The organism is Palleronia sp. THAF1, assembly GCF_009363795.1.
GTDB lineage: Bacteria > Pseudomonadota > Alphaproteobacteria > Rhodobacterales > Rhodobacteraceae > Palleronia.
In genome coordinates this window covers 805,833-823,118 of the sequence record NZ_CP045420.1, presented here as the reverse complement: position 1 = coordinate 823,118, position 17,286 = coordinate 805,833, and the positions used below count along the sequence as shown (strand labels likewise).

General features: G+C 63.6%; 18 protein-coding genes. 13 read left to right on the top strand and 5 right to left on the bottom strand.

Translation table 11 applies throughout. The annotated features are described in order from the left end of the window. Window positions 1-38: 38 nt before the first annotated feature. From FIU81_RS04150 to FIU81_RS04090, 13 genes are all read left to right on the top strand, one after another. On the top strand, window positions 39-896 hold the full coding sequence (locus tag FIU81_RS04150) for a branched-chain amino acid aminotransferase (protein ID WP_124112021.1): 858 nt from the start codon (window positions 39-41) through the stop codon (window positions 894-896). Between the two features lie 112 nt (window positions 897-1,008). Then, window positions 1,009-1,461, top strand: coding sequence for a universal stress protein (locus tag FIU81_RS04145; protein WP_124112020.1), 453 nt, complete (start codon window positions 1,009-1,011; stop codon window positions 1,459-1,461). Then, window positions 1,461-2,177, top strand: a complete 717-nt coding sequence (locus FIU81_RS04140) for a DUF1624 domain-containing protein (protein WP_124112019.1) — start codon at window positions 1,461-1,463, stop codon at window positions 2,175-2,177. The genes FIU81_RS04145 and FIU81_RS04140 overlap by 1 nt, the downstream gene beginning before the upstream one ends. A gap of 70 nt (window positions 2,178-2,247) precedes the next feature. After that, complete coding sequence (locus tag FIU81_RS04135; protein ID WP_124112018.1) at window positions 2,248-2,808, top strand: NifU family protein; 561 nt, start codon at window positions 2,248-2,250, stop codon at window positions 2,806-2,808. Continuing rightward, window positions 2,801-3,424, top strand: a complete 624-nt coding sequence (gene tsaB / locus FIU81_RS04130) for a tRNA (adenosine(37)-N6)-threonylcarbamoyltransferase complex dimerization subunit type 1 TsaB (protein ID WP_124112017.1) — start codon at window positions 2,801-2,803, stop codon at window positions 3,422-3,424. The genes FIU81_RS04135 and tsaB overlap by 8 nt, the downstream gene beginning before the upstream one ends. After that, window positions 3,421-3,828, top strand: a complete 408-nt coding sequence (locus FIU81_RS04125) for a GNAT family N-acetyltransferase (RefSeq protein ID WP_124112016.1) — start codon at window positions 3,421-3,423, stop codon at window positions 3,826-3,828. Before tsaB ends, FIU81_RS04125 begins: the two co-directional genes overlap by 4 nt. 138 nt (window positions 3,829-3,966) lie before the next feature. Next, complete coding sequence (locus tag FIU81_RS04120) at window positions 3,967-4,968, top strand: BMP family lipoprotein (RefSeq protein ID WP_124112015.1); 1,002 nt, start codon at window positions 3,967-3,969, stop codon at window positions 4,966-4,968. 63 nt (window positions 4,969-5,031) lie between these two features. Then, on the top strand, window positions 5,032-6,618 hold the full coding sequence (locus tag FIU81_RS04115) for an ABC transporter ATP-binding protein (RefSeq protein WP_124112014.1): 1,587 nt from the start codon (window positions 5,032-5,034) through the stop codon (window positions 6,616-6,618). Beyond that, window positions 6,618-7,727, top strand: coding sequence for an ABC transporter permease (locus FIU81_RS04110; protein WP_124112013.1), 1,110 nt, complete (start codon window positions 6,618-6,620; stop codon window positions 7,725-7,727). The genes FIU81_RS04115 and FIU81_RS04110 overlap by 1 nt, the downstream gene beginning before the upstream one ends. Window positions 7,728-7,730: 3 nt before the next feature. Then, window positions 7,731-8,696 carry an ABC transporter permease gene (locus FIU81_RS04105; RefSeq protein ID WP_124112012.1) on the top strand — a complete coding sequence of 322 codons (966 nt, stop codon included), beginning with the start codon at window positions 7,731-7,733 and terminating at the stop codon, window positions 8,694-8,696. Window position 8,697: 1 nt separating this feature from the next. Beyond that, complete coding sequence (locus FIU81_RS04100) at window positions 8,698-9,504, top strand: purine-nucleoside phosphorylase (RefSeq protein WP_172971391.1); 807 nt, start codon at window positions 8,698-8,700, stop codon at window positions 9,502-9,504. A gap of 69 nt (window positions 9,505-9,573) precedes the next feature. Continuing rightward, window positions 9,574-10,479: a sulfite exporter TauE/SafE family protein gene (locus FIU81_RS04095; protein ID WP_124112011.1), complete on the top strand. Its 906-nt coding sequence runs from the start codon at window positions 9,574-9,576 to the stop codon at window positions 10,477-10,479. Next, window positions 10,476-11,222 (top strand): TIGR02186 family protein, encoded by a 747-nt coding sequence (locus FIU81_RS04090; RefSeq protein ID WP_124112010.1) that lies wholly within the window; start codon window positions 10,476-10,478, stop codon window positions 11,220-11,222. The genes FIU81_RS04095 and FIU81_RS04090 overlap by 4 nt, the downstream gene beginning before the upstream one ends. On the opposite strand, the gene FIU81_RS04085 is transcribed toward FIU81_RS04090, so the two are convergent. From FIU81_RS04085 to FIU81_RS04065, 5 genes are all read right to left on the bottom strand, one after another. Further along, window positions 11,203-12,744, bottom strand: a complete 1,542-nt coding sequence (locus FIU81_RS04085; RefSeq protein ID WP_124112009.1) for an ATP-dependent DNA helicase — start codon at window positions 12,742-12,744, stop codon at window positions 11,203-11,205. The genes FIU81_RS04090 and FIU81_RS04085 overlap by 20 nt on opposite strands. A gap of 36 nt (window positions 12,745-12,780) precedes the next feature. Further along, window positions 12,781-13,359 (bottom strand): acyl-homoserine-lactone synthase, encoded by a 579-nt coding sequence (locus FIU81_RS04080; protein WP_124112008.1) that lies wholly within the window; start codon window positions 13,357-13,359, stop codon window positions 12,781-12,783. Window positions 13,360-13,444: 85 nt separating this feature from the next. After that, on the bottom strand, window positions 13,445-14,158 hold the full coding sequence (locus tag FIU81_RS04075; protein WP_124112007.1) for a helix-turn-helix transcriptional regulator: 714 nt from the start codon (window positions 14,156-14,158) through the stop codon (window positions 13,445-13,447). Window positions 14,159-14,486: 328 nt separating this feature from the next. Then, window positions 14,487-15,761 carry a crotonyl-CoA carboxylase/reductase gene (gene ccrA, locus FIU81_RS04070; protein WP_124112006.1) on the bottom strand — a complete coding sequence of 425 codons (1,275 nt, stop codon included), beginning with the start codon at window positions 15,759-15,761 and terminating at the stop codon, window positions 14,487-14,489. 108 nt (window positions 15,762-15,869) lie between these two features. Further along, window positions 15,870-17,252 carry a 1-acyl-sn-glycerol-3-phosphate acyltransferase gene (locus FIU81_RS04065; protein WP_124112005.1) on the bottom strand — a complete coding sequence of 461 codons (1,383 nt, stop codon included), beginning with the start codon at window positions 17,250-17,252 and terminating at the stop codon, window positions 15,870-15,872. Window positions 17,253-17,286: the final 34 nt, after the last annotated feature.

Sequence of the window (17,286 nt, the reverse complement as noted above, 5' to 3'; positions counted from 1 at the left end):
CGCGCCCCATGGTTACGTCCGGCGCAAAGGAGATCCCCATGGCCATCGGAACGCACATCCGCACCTATCATAACGGCACCTGGCACGAGGGCGATCCGCCCCTCATCCGGGCGGCGGATCACGGGGCATGGCTCGGTTCAAACGTGTTCGACGGGGCGCGCTACGCCCACGGCGTCGCCCCCGATCTGGACCTGCACTGCGCGCGCTTGAACCAGTCTGCAACGGCCTTGGGCCTATCGCCGACGGTCGATAGCGACGCGATGGTGAAACTGATCCACGAGGGCCTCGCGCTCTATCCAGACGACGCCGCCATCTACATCCGACCGATGTACTGGGCCGTCGACGGTGGCCCCGGCGCAATCGGCCCCGGGTCCACCACGGCCTTCGCCGTCTCGCTTGAATGCATTGCGCTGGCCCCGGACGACGCGACCACGACGCTGACGACCACCCGTTTCCACCGCCCCACGTTGGAGACGAACGTGACCAACGCGAAAGCGGGCTGCCTCTACCCCAACAACGCGCGAATGCTGCGCGAGGCCCAGGACAAGGGCTTCGGCAACGCTCTGGTCGCCGACCCGGTGGGCAACGTGGCCGAAACGGCCACCGCCAATGTCTTCATCGTCAAGGACGGCGTGGTCCGCACGCCAATCCCCAACGGCACCTTCCTTGCGGGCATTACCCGTGCGCGCCACATCGACCTGCTGCGCCGCGACGGGCACGACGTGCGCGAAGACGTCATCACCTTCGATCAGGTCCGTGCCGCCGATGAAGTCTTCATCACCGGCAACATGTCCAAGATCACGCCAGTCACGGCCTTCGACGATGTGACCTACCGGCCCGGTCCCGTCGCATCCCGCGCCCGCAAGCTTTACTGGGACTGGGCGCGCGCGACCTGACGCCCCTTCATCGTTCGGCAAATACCTCAGGGAGCGCGAGTGGCTGGCCCCTCGCCCGCTACTGGACACAGGCGGCCCCCTCCAACATCATCGCCCCGTAGGAGGCCTCGAAATGCGCAAGTTCCTTGTGATCCTCGACGACAGCCGCGAATGTCTGAACGCCATGCGTTATGCGGCTATGCGTGCGGCAAAGACGGGTGGCAGCGTCACGATCCTGTCGGTGATTCCGCCCGAAGAGTTCAACCATTGGCTGGGTGTCGGCACCCTGATGCGCGAAGAGGCGCGTGAGCGGATCGAGGCCCACTATGAGGTCTTCGCCAAGTGGATGCGCGACCGTCAGAGCGTCGATCCAGAGCTGGTAATCCGCGAAGGCGAGTCGGTCGCCCAGATCATGGCGCAGATCAAGGACGATCCCGAAATCGGCGTGCTGGTTCTCGGCGCGGGCGACGACGGCGGCCCCGGCCCTCTGGTCAGCCACCTGTCGAAGGGGGCGGGCGGGCTGCCCATTCCCCTGACAATCGTGCCAGGCGGCTTGTCGAAGGACGAGCTGGAGGCGATCACCTGATGGCAGCCCCGATGGCGGCCACAGCACCGCAGCGCGTCGCCTGGATCGACCGGGCGCGCGGCATCGCCCTTTGCGCGATGATCGTCTACCACTTCTGCTTCGATCTGTCGTTGTTCGGACTGACCCCGTGGAATGTCGGCGGTGCACCGCACTGGCGGGCCTTCGCCATTTCCATCGCAGGCTCGTTCCTGTTCCTCGCCGGGCTGTCGCTGGCCTTGGCCAGCACCAGCGGCGTGAACCGCGATGCCTTCCTGCGCCGTCTGGCCATGGTCGCGGGTGCTGCGGCGCTGGTCACGGTCGGCACATGGGCCGCGATGCCCTACCCCGTTTGGTTCGGTATTCTGCACGCCATCGCGCTGTTCTCGGTGCTGGCCCTGCCGTTTCTGCGCGCGCCGACCTGGGCCATCGTCCTGACCGCCGCCGTCATCCTGATCCTGCCACAAGTCTGGCAGTCAGAGGTCTTTTCCAGCCCCCTCCTTTACCCCATCGGCCTTGACCCAACGCCCGGCCCCACCTTCGATTACGAGCCGATCTTCCCTTGGTTCGCTCCGGTCCTGCTGGGTGTGGCCGCGCGGCGTGTCCTGCCGCTGCCGCGCAGCGCCATGGCGACGGACCTGTTGGCGCGGATGGGACGGCACAGCCTGATCATCTACCTGTTGCACCAACCGATCCTGTTCGGATTGCTGATCGCCGCCACCCGTCTCGGGCTAGTTTAGAATCGTTCCAAACCTTGACACCCGGGCCCGCCCTTCGCATATCGGCACTACCCACTCAGGAGCGCCGCGCATGTTCATCCAGACCGAATCCACGCCAAATCCGGCAACGCTGAAGTTCCTGCCCGGCCAGACCGTGCTGGACGCCGGAACTGCCGATTTCCCCAGTGCCGAGACGGCCGACACCTCACCCCTTGCCGCCCGCATCTTCGCGGTCGACGGCACCACCGGCGTTTTCTTCGGCACCGATTTCGTGACCGTAACCAAGGCCGACTCGGTCGATTGGGACCACGTGAAGCCCGCCATCCTTGGTGCGATCATGGAGCATTTCCAGTCCGGTCAACCCGTCATGGCCGGTGAGGCTCAGCAAGCCGGTGGCCACGCCGAGCACACCGGACCGGACGGCGAAATCGTCGGCCAGATCAAGGAATTGCTCGACAGCCGCGTGCGCCCCGCCGTGGCACAGGACGGCGGTGACATCACGTTCCACGGCTTCGACAAGGGCGTCGTCTACCTGCACATGCAGGGCGCCTGCGCCGGTTGCCCGTCTTCCACGCTGACGCTGAAGATGGGGATCGAGAACCTGCTGCGCCACTACATCCCCGAAGTCGTGGAAGTACGCCCGGTTGCCTGACGAAACGATCCTCGCCTTCGACACATCGGCCGCGCATTGCGCGGCCGCTTTGCTGTCGGGCGGTCGGATCGTTGCGCAAGCGCATGAGGACATGACACGCGGTCAGGCCGAACGGCTGATCCCGCTGTTGCAAGAGGTGCTGCGCGATGCAGACCTCGACTGGTCAGACCTGACCCGCATCGGCGTCGGCATCGGGCCGGGCAATTTCACCGGCATCCGTATTTCGGTCGCCGCAGCTCGCGGACTGGCGCTGGGGCTGCGTATCCCCGCCATCGGCGTGTCGTCGCTGGAAGCCTTGACGCACGGGACGAACGGTCCCGTCGTCACATCCGTCGATGCGCGGGCTGGCAAGGTCTATCTAGGGATCGACGACAAAGAACCGATCCTGGCAAATCTCGACGCGCTTCCCGACCTGCCGCGTGGCGCGCGCTGCATCGGCTTCGCGGCGGATACGCTCGCCGCAGCATGCGATGGCCTTGCCGCAGACCCCGCACACCCGCTACCCGACGCCATCGCCTTGGTCGCTGCCGACCGCGTCGAAGGCCCCCGCCCCGCGCCCCTATACATCCGCGCGCCAGACGCCGCCCCGGCGCGCCCTGTTCCCCCTGTCGTATGACCAACGCCGACCTCGCCGCGATCCACGCTGCCGCGATGCAGGTGCCGCGTCCGTGGCAGGCGCATGAGATCGGCGCGCTCCGCCTGATGCCCGGCGCGATAGAGATCACGCGCCCCCAAGGCTTTGCAATTGGCCGCATTACTCTGGATGAAGCAGAATTGCTCACCATCGCGGTCCACCCAAACCATCAGCGGCAGGGCCACGCCCGCGCGATCCTGACGGCCTTTCACCAAGCACTGCGCAACCAGAACGCCACGATTTGCCATCTGGAGGTTGCCGCAGAGAACCACGCCGCCCGTGCGCTATATACCGCAACGGGATACACACAGACCGGCCTGCGCCGCGCTTACTATACGGAAAGCCGCCCGCCACAGGACGCGATCACCATGGCCTGCACGATTTAGCGCCTGAAAATCGGGCGCGCGCCCGTCAATCGCGCGCTTTCCCCCGCGACCTCCCTTGATTCCTTGGGCTGCCTCCTTCCTTATCGGCACATCGACAAGGGGCCGAAGCGCCTCGAACCTACATTCAGGGAGACCCCGATGACCGTTACCCGCAAACTCATGGCCGCCACCGCGATCACCGCGATCAGCGCAACCGCAGCCCTCGCAGAGCCTGGCCTGATCATCGATCTTGGCGGCAAGTTCGACAAATCATTCAACGAATCCGCCTACACCGGCGCCCAGCGCTGGGTCGAAGAGACTGGCGGCGAGTACATGGAAACCGAGCTGGCGTCCGAGGCGCAGCGCGAGCAGACGATGCGCCGCATGGCCGAGCGCGGAGCGAATCCCGTCGTGGTTCTGGGCTTTGCCAACGCCTCGACGCTGGAGCAGGTCGCGCCCGACTATCCGGACACCAACTTCACCATCGTCGATATGGTCGTCGATCAACCGAACGTGCAGTCCATCGTCTTTTCCGAGCACGAGGGCAGCTATCTGGTCGGTCTGATGGCCGCGATGGCCAGCGAGTCGAACACCGTGTCCTTCGTCGGTGGCATGGACGTGCCCCTGATCCGCAAGTTCGCCTGCGGCTATGCGCAGGGTGCGAAGTCCGTCGGTGACGACGTCGAAGTCATCGCCAACATGACCGGCACCACCCCCGCCGCGTGGAACGATCCTGTGAAGGGCGCCGAACTGACGCGCAGCCAGATCAGCCAAGGCTCTGACGTGGTCTACGCCGCCGCGGGCGGCACCGGCGTCGGTGTCCTGCAGGCCGCTGCAGACGAAGAGATCATGGCGATCGGCGTCGATGCCAACCAGAACTACATGTTCCCCGGCACGATGCTGACCTCGATGGTCAAGCGCGTGGACAACGCCGTTTACGACGCCTTCCAATCCGCCGAGGAAGGCACCTTTGAGACCGGCATTCAGGTGCTTGGCCTGGAGTCCGAAGGCGTCGCCGTCGCGATGGACGAGTTCAACGAGGACATGGTCACCGAAGAGATGATGGCCGCCGTGGACGAAGCGCGCGCCGCGATCATCTCGGGTGAGCTGGAGGTTCACGACTATACCTCTGACGACAGCTGCCCCGCTATCACGTTCTGATCTGGCAATAGCATGACCGGCGGGTCCCATCCGGGGCCCGCCATTCCATTTGATGAGGCGCGCATGACCGCACCGGCCATCGAACTCAAAGGCATCTCGAAGTCTTTTGGCCCCGTAAAGGCGAATAAAGACATCGATCTTGCGGTGATGCCGGGCACGATCCACGGCATCATCGGCGAGAACGGCGCGGGCAAGTCCACGCTGATGTCTATTCTGTACGGCTTCTACAAAGCTGACGCGGGCGAGGTTTTCGTGCGCGGCAAGAAGGTAGAAATCACCGACAGCCAAGCGGCGATCCGCGCCGGTATCGGAATGGTGTTCCAGCATTTCAAGCTGGTGCAGAACTTTACCGTTCTCGAAAACATCGTGCTGGGTGCCGAAGAAGGCGCGTTGCTGAACACATCGCTCGCCAAGGCGCGCACCCTGCTGAAGCAGCTATCCGAAGAATATGAGCTGCACGTTGACCCGGACGCCAAGATCGAGAACCTCGGCGTCGGCATGCAGCAGCGGGTGGAGATCCTGAAAGCGCTCTATCGCCGCGCCGACATCCTGATCCTGGACGAACCGACCGGCGTGCTGACGCCGACCGAAGCCGACCACCTCTTCCGAATCCTTGAAGGGCTGAAATCCGAAGGCAAGACGGTCATTCTGATCACCCACAAGCTGCGCGAGATCATGGACGTCACAGACAGCGTATCCGTCATGCGCCGCGGCGAGATGACGGCTACGGTGAAGACCGCCGAAACCAGCCCAGAGGATCTGGCCGAGCTGATGGTCGGTCGCAAGGTTCTGCTGCGCGTCGACAAGGCCGCGGCACGGACTGGCGACACGGTCCTTGATGTTCGAAATCTGCAAGTAACGGACGCATCCGGCGTCCAGCGGCTGCGGGGAATATCGCTAAAGGTCAAAGCCGGCGAAATCCTGGGCGTCGCGGGCGTGGCCGGAAACGGGCAGTCCGAGTTGCTCGAAGTGCTAGGCGGCATGCGCGAGGGCAAAGGCGAGGTATTGCTGAACGGCGAGCCTCTGGACCTTACCGGTCTGAAATCCGACGCCCGCACCCGCCGCAAGCGCGGCATCGGCCATGTGCCGGAAGATCGCCAGCGTGAAGGCCTGATCATGGACTTCCACGCTTGGGAAAACGTCGGCTTCGGCTACCACGATGACGCGCGCTACAACCGCGGCATCCTTATGAACAACGACGCATTGCGCGAAGACGCGCGCGCCAAGATAGAGAAATTCGACGTCCGCCCGACGGATTGCTGGCAGACCGCCAAGAACTTCTCTGGCGGCAACCAGCAGAAGATCGTCATCGCCCGCGAGTTGGAGAGGGAGCCCGACCTGCTTTTGGTTGGTCAGCCCACGCGCGGCGTCGATATCGGTGCGATCGAGTTCATCCACGAGCAGATCGTCGCCCTGCGCGATCAGGGCAAGGCGATCTTGCTGGTGTCTGTCGAACTGGACGAGATCTTCTCTCTGTCCGACCGGATCGCGGTGATGTTCGACGGGCGGATCATGGGCGAACGTCTGCCCGACCAAACGAACGAACGCGAACTGGGACTATTGATGGCCGGGATCACGGATACGGACACCGACCATTCCGTGGAAGAGATCGAGTCGAACCTGGCGGGTGCCAGCGGGAAGGTGGGCTAATGGATAAGCTACCGAAATGGGCCGACATCGCGCTGATCCCCGCGATCAACCTGGCACTCGCGCTGATCGTATCGGGCATCGTCGTCGCCTTCATCGGCGAGAACCCGTTGAACGCGTTGCAGATCATGGTGAACGGGGCCGTAGGCTCGACCTACGGCTGGGGTTATACCCTGTATTACGCGACGAACTTCGTCTTCACAGGGCTCGCCGTCGCCATCGCCTTCCACGCACGCTTGTTCAACATTGGCGGAGAGGGTCAGGCGCAACTGGGCAGCCTTGGCGTGGCGCTGGTCTGCCTGATGGTGCCGTGGCCGCATTGGACACTAGCCCTGCCCGCGGCGATCGTGGGCGGAGCGGTGTTCGGTGCAGCCTGGGCCGCGATCCCGGCCTACTTGCAGGCCAAGCGCGGCAGCCACATCGTTATCACCACAATCATGTTCAACTTCATCGCGTCTGCGCTGCTGGTCTATCTACTGGTGGAAACGCTGAAGGTTCCGGGGTCCATGGCGCCCGAAACCGCTCGATTCCCAGAAGGCGCACGGCTGCCGGACGCGCAGGCGGTATTTGGACTTTTCGGGCTTTCCTTCGCGCGCACCCCCCTGAACATCAGCTTCATAGTTGCACTTTTCGCATGTTGGGGCCTATGGCTGCTGCTCTGGCGCACCCGGCTTGGCTATGAGATCCGCGCCTTCGGTCATTCTGAACCCGCAGCACGATACGCCGGAATTTCCCCCACCAAGATAACAATGATCGCCATGCTGATCTCCGGCGCGCTGGCCGGATTGATGGCGATCAACGCGGTGATGGGAGAGCAGGAGCGGTTGATTCAGGACAACGTGCTCGGCGCGGGTTTCGTGGGTATCGCCGTGGCACTCATGGGCCGTTCGCACCCGGTGGGCGTGCTGATCGCCGCGATCCTGTTCGGCGCGCTGTATCAGGGCGGAGCAGAACTGGAATTTGAAACCAGCGTCCCGCGTGAGATGGTTGTGGTGATCCAAGCGCTCGTGATCCTGTTCACCGGAGCACTCGACGGCATGGTGCGGCGTCCGCTGGAAAGCGCCTTTCTGCGGTTCCGAAAGCAGCCCAAACCCGGCGTGGCGGCGGAGTAGATCATGGGTTTCATCGACATCATCCCGATCCTCGACTCGACGATCCGCCTCGCCACGCCGCTACTGCTAGCCTGCCTTGCCGGGCTGTTCAGTGAGCGCGCAGGCGTCTTCGACATCGGCCTTGAGGGGAAGATGCTGGTTGCGGCGTTCTTTTCGGCCGCCGTCGCGGCGCAGACGGGTAACGTTTGGCTGGGCCTCGGTGCCGGGATTGCAGCCTCGATGGTCTTTGCGTTGATCCACGGCGTCGCGTCGATCACCTTCCGTGGGGACCAACTGATTTCCGGCGTTGCGATCAACTTCCTGGCCGCAGGCATGACCGTGCTGATTGCGCAGGATTGGTTCAACCAAGGCAGCCGCACGCCATCGCTCTTCGGAGCATCACGCTTCGGCCCGGTGGACCTGCCGTTTGCCGACCAGATCGCCAGTATCCCCATCATCGGACCGTTCTACGCCGACGCGCTGTCGGGGCATACGATCCTTGTCTACGTCGGCCTGCTGGCCGTTCCTGCGACGTGGTGGGTGCTGTTCCGCACCCGCTTCGGCCTACGTCTGCGCGCGGTGGGCGAGAACCCCGGCGCGGTGGATACGGCAGGCGTGTCGGTGGTGCGGTTGCGCTATGCAGCGGTGCTGATCTGCGGGCTATTGTGCGGCTTGGCGGGCGCATATCTTGCCACCGGACTGGCCGCCGGGTTCACCCGCGACATGACGGCAGGACGTGGGTTCATCGCTTTGGCGGCGCTGATCTTCGCGAAATGGCGCCCTTGGTATGCGTTGTTCGCCTGCCTTCTGTTCGGGTTCCTGCAGGCCGTATCGAACCGCTATTCGACTCTCGATTTCGGCATCATCGAAATCCCCAATGCTTTCGTCCTTGCCCTGCCCTACATCCTGACAGTCGTGATTTTGGCGGGTTTCGTGGGCCGTGCCACGCCGCCCCGCGCGGGCGGCGAACCCTACGTGAAGGAGCGCTAGCATGATCAGTCAAGCGGCGCGCGATCTCGCGCAAACCATCCAAGAGCGTGCGGGCAGCGCGCCGGTCGAGTTCGGGATGATCCTAGGCTCGGGCCTTGGGCACCTGTCCGAAAAGGTCGACGGCACCGCAATCCCCTATGACGACCTAACCGGCTTTCCGCACGCTGGTGTTTCTGGGCATACGCCGAAGCTGGTTCTCGGGACGCTGGAGGGGCGGCGCGTCGCCGTTCTGGGCGGCCGCGCGCATTACTACGAGCAGGGCAACGCCGCCGCGATGCGGTTTCCGCTGGAAGTGTTGGCTGCCCTTGGCGCTAAGACCCTGCTGGCTACGAACGCCGCTGGGTCGATGCAGCCCGATATGCCTACCGGGTCCGTCATGCTGCTGACGGATCACATCAATTTCTCTGGCCTGAACCCCCTGATCGGAGAGCCGACGGACGATCGTTTCGTACCGATGACGGACGCCTACGATCCGACTTTGCGCGCGACGCTCGCGCAGGCCGCGAAGGACACCGGCACCGACCTGCACGAAGGCGTCTACGCGTGGTATTCTGGCCCCTCGTTCGAAACGCCCGCCGAGATCCGAGCGATCAAGATGCTGGGCGCGGATGCGGTCGGCATGTCGACGGTGCCAGAGGTGATCTTGGCGCGGTTCCTTGGCCTTCGGGTTGCCGCGATTTCGGCGATCACGAACATGGCCGCCGGCATGTCGGACGAGCAGATCGGCCATGCGCACACCAAGGAAATGGCCCCGCTGGGGGCGAACAAGCTGGAAACGATCCTTCGCGCGGCGCTGCCCGCGTTGTAGCGTGGCTTGACTACCCCGCAAACGAGGCCGATGGGCTGGCGGCGGGCAACTGAACAGAGGTACGCGCCGGTGCAAGTCTACCTGCCCATCGCCGAGGTGTCGGTGAACCTGTTCCTTCTGCTGGGACTGGGCGGTGTCGTAGGTCTGCTGTCGGGGCTGTTCGGCGTGGGCGGCGGGTTCCTGATCACGCCACTGCTGTTCTTCGTAGGCATCCCGCCTGCCGTCGCCGTTGCCACCTCTGCCAGCCAGATCGTCGCCGCGTCCTTTTCCGCGCTGCTGGCGCATGTGCGCCGCAAGACCGTGGATTTCCGCATGGGAACCGTGCTGCTGGTCGGCGGCCTGATCGGCGCTGCCCTTGGCATCTGGGTGTTCAACCTGCTGCGAGAGCTCGGCCAGGTCGATCTTCTGGTGCGTCTATCCTATGTGCTGTTCCTGGGGATCATCGGCGCCCTGATGTTCGTGGAAAGCCTGAACGCAATCCGCAATACCCGGTCCGGCAAACGCGCGCCGCGGCGCAAGCACAACTGGGTCCATGCGCTGCCGGTGAAGATGAAGTTCCGCACCTCGGGCCTGTATATCTCGGTGTTTCCGCCGCTATTGGTCGGCCTTCTGGTCGGCGTATTGGCGGCGATCATGGGCGTCGGCGGCGGGTTCATCATGGTGCCTGCGATGATCTATCTATTGGGGATGCCCACCAAGGTCGTCATCGGCACCTCGCTGTTCCAGATCATCTTCGTCACCGCCTTTACCACGATCCTGCACGCTACCACCAACTACACGGTGGACCTGTTGCTTGCCGTCATGCTGATCGTCGGCGGCGTGGTCGGCGCGCAATTCGGGGCAAAGCTGGGCACCTATCTGCGCGCTGAACAGTTGCGCATCGCGCTCGCAATCCTTGTGCTGGCGGTCTGCGGCAAGCTGGGTCTGGATCTGCTGCTGCGCCCGGCCGAGCTTTATTCCATCGGTGCCGCATGATCCGCTGGGTGCTTCTTCTGATGGCGCTGGCCCTGCCCGCAAAGGCGCAGGACCTCGTGGCCGGGCTTTCCACAAGCCGCATCAATATCAGCGCCAATTTCGACGGGTCCGAGATCCTGATCTTCGGCGCGATCAAGCGCACTGGCCCATTGGGTCCGGGCGACCTGAACATCATCATCACCGTCGAAGGTCCGAAAACGCCGCTGACGGTGCGCCGCAAGTCCCGCGTCGGACCGATCTGGATCAACACCGAAGGCGTCAGGATCGACGCGGCCCCAAGCTTTTATGCAGTGAACACCACCGGCCCGCTAAGCCTTGTGCTGACGCAAACCGCTGACCTGCGCCACGGCATCACCATCAACCGGGCCATCCGGTCAGTCGGTCTTGGGGTCCAGGACGGGTCCAATTTCACCGATGCCGTGGTCCGCATCCGCGAAGAGGCGGACCTCTATCAAGTGAACCAGAATGCCGTGACCCTGCGACAAGACACGCTGTTCGACACCTCTGTTGAACTCCCTGCCAACCTTGTGGACGGAATTTACACCGCGCGCCTGTTTTTGACGCGCGACGGACAAGTCGTGTCGCAGGCGTCAGAAACGATCTACGTCGAGAAGGTCGGGCTGGAGAAATTCCTGTACGGCATGGCGCATGAGCAGGCGCTGCTTTACGCGCTGATGTCGCTGGCCATCGCCATCGCGGCCGGGTGGAGCGCGTCGGCGGCGTTCAGGTATCTTCAGAACTAGAGGTTTCCAGCTTCAGCGGCTGCGGCGTGCTGGGCAGATCGTCGGTGGTCAGCGCCTCTGTCGGGCGGGCGAGCATGGCGCGCTGGACCCAGAACAACCGTTCCTCGGCGCGCGTGATCGCCACATAGGCCAGCCTCTTCCACAAGGGCTGTCCAGCCTCGTTCCGGCCCATGCGCGCGGCGATGCGGATATCGTCTGCGAAGACCTGAACCTCTGGCCATTGTGAGCCTTGCGCCTTGTGGATCGTGCAAGCCGCACCGTGCAGGAACGTGGCCCCCATGCGCGCGGCGAAGGGGATGAACGGCTCTTCCTCGTCCGGCATCTCGATCTTGACGATACTGGCCACGTTCACCCGCGGATCGGGGGCGCCGACCACGTGCATCTTGCTGAAACCGGGCTTCGATCCCGGCCCCATGTAGATGACCTGAGCGCCTTTGATCAGGCCGCGCGCTTCAAGGTCGATGCGCTTCTTGCGGTGCTTCAGAGGCAGTTCGATTCCGTCGCAAATCAGCGGCTCGCCCGGCAGCAGCGCATCGGCGGGGGCGCCATAGGCGTTGCGGAAGGCGTGGATCAGGCGGATGCGGGTGGCGTTGCGCCAGACCAGAACGGGGCTGCGCGCCATCTTAGCCGCCTCGACCCGCCCTGCCGTCACGACGCGATCATCCTTGGCGGACGCCTCCGACACCATCCGCTCGAACGCTTCGAAGGTCAGGTCCGGATCAGCCAAGGCGTGCGCGAGATCGAGGATCGGACTGTCGGCGTCTTGCCTGTGAACGCGGGACAAGTTCGCAACGCGGCCTTCGGGCAGGCGATCGAAAACCATTTCGCCGGACTGTTGCACGGGGGCAAGCTGGGCCGGATCGCCGAATAGCAGCAGAGAGGGGAAAATCTCCTGCAAATCCTCGAATTGTTTCTTATCCAGCATCGACGATTCGTCGACCATCCCGATATCCAGCGGCTCTTCGCGGCGCTTCCAGCCGGTAATGAAGTCAGACCCCCGCAAACCGGCGGTCGCCAGTGCCGCCGGGATCGAGTTCATCTGTTGAAACGCAGCATATGCGCGGTCCAGCGCCTCATCGGTCAGGCCTTCGACCTCGATCTCCGGCCGCTCTCCCTGCCCGGACAGCCATTCGGCGATACGCTCGTATTCCGGCGCATAGACTGGCGTATAGAGGATGCGGTGGATCGTGGTCGCCGGCACGCCACGGTTGCGCAGAACACTTGCCGCCTTGTTCGTGGGCGCAAGGATCGCCAGCGTGCGCCGGTCTTTCTTGCGACGGGATTCGTAGTCGCCCGACACGATCTCGACGCCCGCCTCTTTCATGGCGCGGTAAAGCGCGGCCATCAGCAACGTCTTGCCCGACCCCGCCTTGCCGGTGACGGCCATAACCTGTGATTTGCCCTCAGACAGCGGCGTGATCCGACCCTCCTCCAGATCGATGCCCGCACCACGCAGCATGTCGATGACACGTGCTTCGGCGCGGGCTTGGTCTTCTGACAGGGTGGGAAGGGTCTCGGTCATGCCGCCTTCTAGCGGGTCCGCCCGACGCCCGAAAGGTCAGGCGGCCCGCATGATCCGCTCATCTCCAGCGCGGCGTGCCAGAACATCGACCAGATGCGGCAAGAACCGCCATTCGCCAACGCAAATCGCGTCCCGGCCCGTGCCGCGCTGTCCCAGCATCCGACCGGGCGTGCCCAGACGGGCGTAGATGCGCATCATCCGCAGGTCGTAGACCCCTAGCGAGCCGTGCCACCCGCGCTGCAAACCCAGCTCTAGCGTGGCGAGGAACAGCGCCGCCGAAACATGGCGCGGCGCACCCGGCGCGATACAGTAGCGCGTGCATTCGACCCAGCCGGGACGGGCCATGTTCGGGGGTGCGATGTCAGGGAAAATCTCTGCCAGCATCGTGCGGCCCGTGGTGGGTAGCAATCGAAGCGAACCCAAGTGTCGATCACCGTCGGCACTGACGATATAAGTTGGACCGAGAGGGTCGTATTGGTCGATCTCGCGACCCGACGCATCGACGTTGATATTCCAGCCATTGCGTTCAACGAATTGCGTAGCGCGGTCCCGAAACATGTCGTCGCGCAGTGCCGGGCGGCGATTGATCTCTGCCCCGTCGAAAATGTGGATCATGTTTGCCCCCGTTTGGATGGGGGCAGACTGGGGGTGTGGGGGTAAGCGCCCCGGCAACGAGGCGCGCGCCGGGGTTAACGCGAAGTTACAGCGACAGAAGACCCAGTGACTGCGCACGCGCAACGGCGTGCAACGTGTTCATCGCACCGACCTTGCGGCGCGCGCTTTCGATATAAACGCGTGCGGTATGGGGAGAGATGCCAAGGGTGTCAGCCGCCTGACTGCGCGTTTGCCCAACGGCCAAAAGCGACAGCACATCGCTTTCCCGCGGCGACAGTTGACCGACGATGTGACCTCCGGCCCCATCCACCAGTTCCAGCGCCTTCTGGTTCAGGAAATGCGACACGAGGATCGCATCGGACATAAGGTCCTGCATCTGTCGCTGCCACGCGCCATCGTTGGTGCGATGGCTGAGGGTGAATACGGCAAACTGGCCGTCCGGCCCCCGGATCGGAAGGGAAAGACCTTGATTCCCAACGCCCGCATCGATGGCGTCCGACATCATGCTGGCCGCGACAGAAGCGTCCCAATCCAGTTGTTCCCAGTGCACCGGGCCGTAGCTTTGCAGACACCCTCGGACCACTGGATCAATCCGCGTCAGGCCTGCGTCCTCATAGTGATCTTGCCATTCGGGCGAGTACGTCGCTGCGGCAAATTCCTCGCCTATGTGACTGACAGAGTGATAGACAACGTGATCCGTCTCGAAGTCTTCGGTCAGACCCGAGATGGCATCCGCAAGCGCGCGCCGATCAGTGATCGCGCCTAACTTCTCTATCAGTGCTTCTCGGCTCCGCGCCATATCGCCTGTGTCCCATACCTTTCGGCTCGTCCGTCACCCGCAGGGTCCGGTCGGCCACGTCGCTTGCCTCGTCGAGTTTCTGAGCAAGTGACTGCATCCCGTTCAGTTCAGCAAAAGCCCGAAGGTCCTTGAGGACCTGCACCATCCATTCACGTTCCATGAGACAACTTTCAGAGGAAAGGTTAACAAAATCTTACTCAGCGTCTTCAAAATCCAGACTATACCAGGCTCATTGAAAGTCGCCTCACCATATGTGGGGAGTGCTGAATGCAAAACGGCCCACCGAAGGGCGGGCCGTTGCGCTTCAATTCAGTTTTGAGGAGGCGCGTCAGCCGCGGCGCGCCTCTATCGCGTCCTCGATGGTGCGCAGTCCGGTTTTCGGCGCCGAGACAAGGCAGGCCATGTTGCCCGGCTTGTGTTCGTTCTTGCGCATCTTGGTGTGGGCCGCTGGGATCTGATCCCATTCGAACACTTCTGACATGCAGGGATCGAGGCGGCGTTCGACCATCAGCTGGTTGGCGCTGGCCGCCTGCTTGAGATGCGCAAAGTGCGAGCCTTGGATGCGCTTTTGGTGCATCCAGACATAGCGTGCGTCCATTGTCAGGTTGTAGCCGGTGGTGCCGGCGCAGATCACGACCATACCGCCCTTCTTCACGACGAAGGTGGACACAGGAAATGTTGCCTCACCGGGGTGCTCGAACACCATGTCGACATTGATGCCCTTGCCGGTAATGTCCCAGATCGCCTTGCCGAACTTGCGTACCTCGCCGAACCACGCCTTGTATTCGTCGGTGTTCACCGTCGGCATCTGACCCCAGCAGTTGAAGTCCTTGCGGTTGATAACGCCTTTCGCGCCCAACCCCATGACGAAGTCGCGCTTGTCCTCTTCCGAGATCACGCCAATCGCGTTCGCGCCAGCGGTGTTCGCCAACTGGATTGCGTAGGATCCCAGACCGCCGGACGCACCCCAGACCAGCACGTTCTGGCCTGGCTTCAGCTCATGCGGGTGGTGGCCGAACAGCATCCGGTAGGCGGTGGCCAGCGTCAGCGTGTAGCAGGCCGATTCTTCCCACGTCAGGTGCTTGGGGCGCGGCATTAGCTGCTGGGCCTGCACGCAGGTGAACTGCGCGAAGCTGCCGTCGGGCGTCTCATAGCCCCAGATGCGCTGCGTGGGCGAGAACATCGGGTCGCCGCCGTTACACTCGGCGTCGTCGCCGTCGTCCTGGTTGCAGTGGATCACGACCTCGTCGCCGACCTTCCAGGTCTTCACCTTGTCGCCCACGGCCCAGACGATCCCGGACGCGTCCGATCCGGCGATATGGAAGTCCGCACCGTGCACGTCGAACGGACTGATTGGAATACCAAGACCTGCCCAGACGCCGTTGTAGTTGATGCCTGCGGCCATCACGAGAACCAGAACCTCGTGGCTGTCGGGGCGCGGTGTCGCGACGGTTTCAAGCTGGAACGACTCCTCCGGCTCGCCGTGCCGCTCACGCCGGATCGCCCAGGCGTGCATCTGCGCGGGCACATGGCCCAGCGGCGGGATTTCACCCACGTCGTAAAGGTCCTTCTCGGCGGTTGCCGTCATAGTATCTGCAGCCATGGCCATCGCACTCCTTCATCGCGCGCCGCAGTGCGGCGTGAATTGTCCCCACCGAATTACGGGGGACCGCGAAACATTGCAATAGACCTAAGGCCCGATTTTGTAACTTTATGTCCCGGTGACGTCGGGTTCGGGCCGAACTTCCTGCGCCGCAGCATTCAATTCTGGTACCGAGGCCGCGTAGAACGGCAGGATCGTCTCACTGCGATCCAAAAGCGCGATCTGCCCGTCCGTCAGGGTCAGCACGTGGCGCAACACATAAAGAGACAGCGCGCGGTCCACGGCATCCTCTGTCTGCTCCTCGGGAATGCAGACCGGGACACCGCGCGCCTCCAGCTCGGTTCGCATCCGCGCCACATCGGCCACGACCGTATCGCGCGTCCGGGCCCCGCCCAGCACGGACGCCGCCACCATGGGCGCGGCCAACACCGGCACGTTCGCAGCGATCGCACCCATGACCTGCCGCGCCAGAGCCTTGGTATCCGGCGTCGCGCCGAAATCGCTGAGCCGGATGGGGGCGCCGAAGCTGACGGCGGCCACGCCGAAGCGTCGCACCTTGCCGGTCATCCTCCGCCACAACCAGCGCAATACGAAGGCCGATCCGGTCACGAAGGATCCCCGGAAGCGTCGATTCCCGGCACGGTCGGCAGAGACGAGGATGTTGTCCTCTAACACCCGGTCGTAGTTCAGCGACACCGGCACGAAGGCAATCTCGCGCCCGTTTTCCACGTAGCCGTCGACGATGTAGCTGAACAACCCCAGCTTGGCTGGGCCGACCGCGCCGTTCAGGCTTAGCCCGCCCTCGGGGAAAATCGCCTGCGCCACGCCACCTGCCGTCGCGATCTGCACGTAACGCGCCAGAACCCGACGATAGAGCGGATTGCGTGAGCGGCGCCGGATAAAATAGGCCCCCATCCCCCGCAGCAGCCGCGAGATCGGCCAGATGCGCGCCCATTCGCCCACCGCGTAGGACAGGGCGGATCGGTCGGCGGCCAGATAGGTCACCAGCACGTAATCCATGTTCGAGCGGTGGTTCATCACGAAGACCACCGTTTCGTCTGGACGTGTCTCGCCCCCTTCAGCGCGCGTGACATGCACGTCGTACAACCGCGTCGACAGCCAGCGCGCGACACGCGTGGCAAAGCCGAAGTAGGCGGTCGCGCTGAACGACGGCACGATCTCGCGGGCATAGCGTTTGGCGGTGGAATGGGCCACGTCTTCGCGGATGCCCTCTTCCCGTGCGTGCTGGGCCACGGCCTCCAGCACCACCGGATCGTAGGAGAGACGCAAGATCATGTCCTGCCGCCGCAACAGCTTCAGCGGGTGGATCGGGACCGTCAGACGCTCGTTCAGGCGGGTCACCGCCCGCTCCAGCCGCCGCCGCAGGAACCAGCGAACCGGCGGGATGAACACATGGCTCAGCGCGGTCACCGCTGCGAACAGGATGATCAGTGCAAAAAGCCATACAGGAAGGGTCACGGTGTCGAACATGGCTGACAGCCTTGCCGCAAAGACCGCTTTGGGG